This is a genomic window from Daejeonella sp., assembly GCF_044348475.1.
Lineage (GTDB): Bacteria > Bacteroidota > Bacteroidia > Sphingobacteriales > Sphingobacteriaceae > Daejeonella.
The window spans coordinates 1-4,539 of record NZ_JBIKSU010000123.1; the positions used below are offsets into that span (position 1 = coordinate 1).

General features: G+C 38.0%; 5 protein-coding genes and 1 pseudogene. 4 read left to right on the forward strand and 2 right to left on the reverse strand.

Features of this window, described 5'->3' with window-relative positions:
* The 3 genes from ACIQZ6_RS12010 to fabD form a co-directional block, all read left to right on the forward strand.
* Positions 1-178, forward strand: a 178-nt coding sequence (locus ACIQZ6_RS12010; RefSeq protein WP_395811426.1) for a 6-pyruvoyl trahydropterin synthase family protein, incomplete at its 5' end; no start/stop codon positions are given.
* 25 nt (positions 179-203) lie between these two features.
* Complete coding sequence (gene folE / locus ACIQZ6_RS12015) at positions 204-836, forward strand: GTP cyclohydrolase I FolE (RefSeq protein WP_395811418.1); 633 nt, start codon at positions 204-206, stop codon at positions 834-836.
* 46 nt (positions 837-882) lie between these two features.
* On the forward strand, positions 883-1,764 hold the full coding sequence (gene fabD / locus ACIQZ6_RS12020) for an ACP S-malonyltransferase (protein ID WP_395811420.1): 882 nt from the start codon (positions 883-885) through the stop codon (positions 1,762-1,764).
* 199 nt (positions 1,765-1,963) lie between these two features.
* On the opposite strand, the gene ACIQZ6_RS12025 is transcribed toward fabD, so the two are convergent.
* Complete coding sequence (locus ACIQZ6_RS12025; RefSeq protein WP_395811422.1) at positions 1,964-2,395, reverse strand: hypothetical protein; 432 nt, start codon at positions 2,393-2,395, stop codon at positions 1,964-1,966.
* 230 nt (positions 2,396-2,625) lie between these two features.
* Here ACIQZ6_RS12025 and ACIQZ6_RS12030 point away from each other — a divergent pair, with 230 nt between their 5' ends.
* A complete protein-coding gene (locus ACIQZ6_RS12030; protein ID WP_395811424.1) occupies positions 2,626-4,158 on the forward strand; it encodes a glycoside hydrolase family 10 protein in 1,533 nt (510 codons plus the stop codon).
* A 66-nt stretch (positions 4,159-4,224) separates the two neighbouring features.
* Here the strand turns inward: ACIQZ6_RS12030 and ACIQZ6_RS12035 are convergent.
* Positions 4,225-4,539, reverse strand: a pseudogene (locus ACIQZ6_RS12035) (insulinase family protein); the annotation flags it as partial.

A 4,539-nucleotide genomic window follows, 5' to 3' on the forward strand; every position in this document is an offset into this window, starting at 1 on the left:
GGATCATAAGAACATCAATATTGATGTAGAATTTATGAAGGGCAAAATGGCTTCGACCGAAGTGCTGGCTGTTACGATATTTGATGTTCTTAAACCGCATATTGATGGGCAGGGTGCCATCTTGCATGCTGTTAAACTTTTCGAAACCGAAAATAATTTTGTAGAATACTTCGGTTGATCTAAATGAACTCAAGCATCTGATAATGGACGAAAAAAACAAGTCTGCAGAAAGTAAAATCGATGGGTATACCAAGATTGACCAATACGATCTAGAAAAGATTGAACGCATAGCGGCTCATTATAAAGCAATTTTAGCTGAGTTGGGTGAGGATCCATCCCGGGAAGGCCTTATTCAAACACCGGTTCGTGTAGCTAAGGCTTTACAATATTTGACTCATGGATACGACGCTAATCCAGAAGAAATTCTTCGCAGTGCCATGTTTAAGGAAGAGTATAATCAAATGGTTGTTGTAAAAGATATTGAAGTGTTTTCTATGTGTGAACATCATATGCTGCCCTTTTTTGGGAAGGCGCATGTTGCTTATATACCAAACGGCAATATTGTTGGGCTGAGTAAAATTCCTAGAGTGGTTGATGTCTTTGCTAGGCGTTTACAAGTTCAGGAGCGTTTAACAAATCAAATTCGTGATTGTATACAGGAAACTCTGGATGCTACCGGAGTTGCTGTAGTTATGGAGTGTAAGCATTTATGTATGTCGATGCGTGGAATTCAAAAACAAAATTCTGTGACTACTACTTCTGCTTTTACCGGAGCTTTTGTTAATGAGACAACACGCGCTGAATTTTTGCGCTTAATTACGGCAAGCTTAAGTTAACAGAAGCAGTTATTTTTTATTAAATTATATATAGGATTCATTAATCATGAAATCATACTTATTTCCAGGGCAGGGAGCCCAGTTTGCAGGGATGGGAAAAGATCTTTACGATCATTCATCTACCGCCAAAGATTTATTTGAAGCTGCCAATCAACTATTGGGTTTTAGAATCACAGACATCATGTTTAATGGAACTGATGAAGATTTGAAGCAGACCAACGTAACACAGCCAGCCATTTTCCTTCACTCTGTTATTTTGGCAAAAGAGCTGAAGAATAATTTTAATCCAGACATGGTGGCTGGTCATTCACTTGGTGAGTTTTCTGCGCTTGTTGCTGCTCATGCTTTATCTTTTGAAGATGGCTTGCGCTTGGTTAGTGCACGTGCTAATGCGATGCAAAAGGCCTGTGAGGTAAGACCTTCAACTATGGCAGCAATACTTGGCTTGGATGATTTTACTGTTGAAGATATTTGCCAAAGAGTAAGTGATATTGTTGTTCCAGCAAATTATAACTGTCCGGGTCAACTCGTTATTTCAGGAAGCATTGAAGGTATTGATAAAGCTTGCGAGTTATTGATTGAAGCGGGAGCAAAGAGAGCAATCAAGCTGAATGTTGGAGGAGCATTTCATTCTCCTTTAATGGAGCTTGCTCGGGTTGAATTGCAATCGGCAATTGAGAATACCGAAATTAAGGAGCCAATCTGCCCAATTTACCAGAATATTGATGCCAAGGCATATACCGATGTAGCAAGCATTAAACATAATTTGATTGCACAATTGACCGGAGCAGTACGCTGGACACAAACGATTGAAAAAATGCTTCATGATGGAGCAACTTCATTTACTGAAGTTGGCCCCGGAAATGTATTGCAGGGCCTTGTAAAGAAGGTTGATCGTGCCATACCAACGTTCAGCGCAGAATTGTAACTTAATTCTGAATGAATTTTATATATCGGTTGCATTGGCCCGATTAGCATGGTTTTTTGTGCCGTTATTTTTAACATGAAGAGCCTGAACTGAAATAGTTGATGTTTTAAAGCTGCTGCTGCTTTGACTTTTGTACTTAGCTCTTCATTTTGTTTTTCAAGGCCTGAAGCTATAAAACTTACAGACTCTACAGCTGATCTTATTCATTCCGCTCAGTGGTCAGATTAGCATTGAGCTTTTTAAAAGCGTCAATAGCTGAACTGTATTTTGATACAACATTTTTAAGTTGTTTTATTTCTTGCTGTGCTTTGGACAGCTGGCTTTGTGTAAGTTGACCTTGTGTTAGGGCGGCTCTCAGTTTTTTGATTTGTTTTCTTGCACGATCCTGCTCACTTTTCATCTCATCCGATAGCTTGATATTCATGCTTGAGACATTATCCAGTTCAGCTTCAATTTTGTCAATTTCAGTCTGCATTCTGGTTTTTTCATCGCTAATGCTTAAAATGCGCTCATTTGCTTTTTTATCTTTTAAAAATAAATAGGTATTGGTTCCTAGCAAGGCCAGTATAACAGCAATTAAAAAATAGATCTTATTGGAATCTTTTTGTAATGGTTGTTCCTCTTTTTCCATGTGCAATTAGTTTTTATAGATTCTTTATTTCTGTATAAAATCATATAATTTGAACTTCAATGATAACAAATATATTGTTTAACACGTATGATTCAGCTTTTTAATTCGCCATAAATTATTTTCTAGGGCTTTACTAAAATCTATTCCCTTTAGATATTATTATCATGTATTTTAGCTTTAAGCAATAAATTAGATTATTATCTTTACTGACTTACCAGAATATTCTTTTCATGATAAAGAACCTATTAGTCATTCTTGCACTTCTAATTACTGCTCCATCCATTTCCAAGTCTCAAAATACTGAACACCCCAAGCGAGAATTTAGAGGCGTTTGGGTGGCTACCGTAGCAAATATCGATTGGCCTTCAAAGCCTGGCCTAAGTGCAGATATTCAGAAAACTGAGCTTCTTCGAATTCTTGATCAGCACCAAAAGAATGGCGTGAATTCAATTTTATTCCAAATTCGTCCTGCAACTGATGCACTTTATGGAAAGGGTCGTGAGTTATGGAGTAGATTTCTTACCGGAAATCAAGGGCAGGCGCCCGTACCCTATTATGACCCATTAGATTTCGCTATTGTAGAAGCTCATAAAAGGGGAATGGAATTGCATGCCTGGTTTAACCCTTACCGGGCAACGTTTAACCTGATAGATGCGCATACCAGTGCCAATCATATTACCAAGCAAAAACCGGAGTGGTTTTTTACGTATGGCGGCAAGAAGTTATTTAACCCCGGGCTTCCTGAGGTGCGTCAATATATAGTGAGTGTGATTATGGATGTGGTTAAAAACTATGATATTGATGGTGTCCATTTTGACGATTATTTCTATCCTTATCCTGAGCCTAATCAGCCTCTTGGCGATAATAAAACTTTTTATAAGTATGGAACCGCTTTTAAAAATATTGATGGTTGGCGACGCAATAATGTGGATACCTTGATTCATGTAGTTTCTGATAGTATCCATACAGCAAAAAAGTATGTCAAATTTGGAATCAGCCCATTTGGGATCTGGCGAAATAAAACCCAGGATCCAGAAGGGTCTGAAAGTAATGGCTTTGATGGTTACGGAAAACTATATGCAGATGCTCGTAAATGGGCTCAGAAAGGCTGGATAGATTATCTGAATCCACAGATTTATTTTCCTTTTGGTTATCAGGTGGCACCATACGATAAGCTGGTTGACTGGTGGAGTAATAATGCCTTTGGCAAACATGTATATATTGGCCAGGGTGTTTACCGAGCAATGGAAAACCGTCCTGGGTGGAGTAACCGTCAGCAAATACCTGATCAGATTAGGTATCTCAGAAAAAATAGAAATGTTCAGGGCAGTGTTTTCTTTAGTTCCAAATCGGTAACTAATAACCTTGCAGGTGTTCAGGATTCTCTTCGTACTAATTTTTATCGTTATCCTGCGCTCCAACCTGCAATGTCTTGGCTTGATGCGGTAAATCCAAATGCGCCAAGTGCTTTAACTGCAAAACCACTTGCCAAAGGCGTAGAATTAAGCTGGAAAGAGCCACTTGTGGCTAGTGATGGCGATAAAGCATACGGGTATGTAATTTATCGCTTTAATCGTGGCGAAAAAATAGATATAGAGCAGGCTCATCATATCCTGAAGATTTCTTTCAGCTCAGCCGAAACATCTTATATAGATAACACCGTAAGTGCTAACCGTAATTATATCTATGTTGTTACTGCCTTAGATCGGCTTAAAAATGAGAGCCAGTATTCTAATGCTGCATCAATAGCTGTTCAGTTTTAACCTAAAGCATAAAAAAAGCCGATTCAAAATGCTTGAACCGGCTTTTTTTATGATCTTTTTATGATCCTATTTTTCAGGAAGTAATACCATACGGATAAAATTATCCGACAATCGGTATTGAGCCGTAGCCTTTAAGAATTCTGGTGTTAATTCTTTTAATGACTCAAGATAAGATAAGATCTGCTTTGGATCTTCTTCATTTTGATATTGGCTTGTTAGGTAGCCTAACCAAAAGCCATTATCTTTTATCTGTGTTTCAGTAGAACGGGTCTCTTCAGCAATAAATTTTTCAATATCTAATTTCAGAGCACCATTCTGTTTGATCTTATTAATTTCGTCTAATGTAGAGCTGATTAGTTTTTCAACATTCTCAGGCGCACA